The 218-nt window shown below is 50.0% G+C and carries 1 tRNA gene; it reads right to left on the bottom strand.

Going from position 1 to position 218, the window contains the following annotated elements:
* Nucleotides 1-72: 72 nt before the first annotated feature.
* Nucleotides 73-146 (bottom strand) — tRNA-Cys (locus tag QCD85_RS23815).
* Nucleotides 147-218 lie beyond the last annotated feature (72 nt).

Here is a 218-nt window from a genome sequence, read left to right as displayed (position 1 = left end):
CTCCTGGCCTTTTGATTCGTAGTCAAACGCTCTATCCAGCTGAGCTAAGGGCGCAAGAATTTAAAAAATAACTGGAGGCGCCACCCAGATTCGAACTGGGGATAGAGCTTTTGCAGAGCTGTGCCTTACCACTTGGCTATGGCGCCATATTATATTGTAAAATTTGGAGCGGACGATGGGAATCGAACCCACGACCCTCGCCTTGGCAAGGCGATGCT

The organism is Paenibacillus sp. PsM32 (assembly GCF_030433815.1).
In the GTDB taxonomy this organism is placed as follows: Bacteria; Bacillota; Bacilli; order Paenibacillales; family Paenibacillaceae; genus Saccharibacillus; species Saccharibacillus kyungheensis.
Note: the sequence above shows the minus strand (reverse complement) of the source record. Positions and strands in the feature narration are given on the sequence as shown.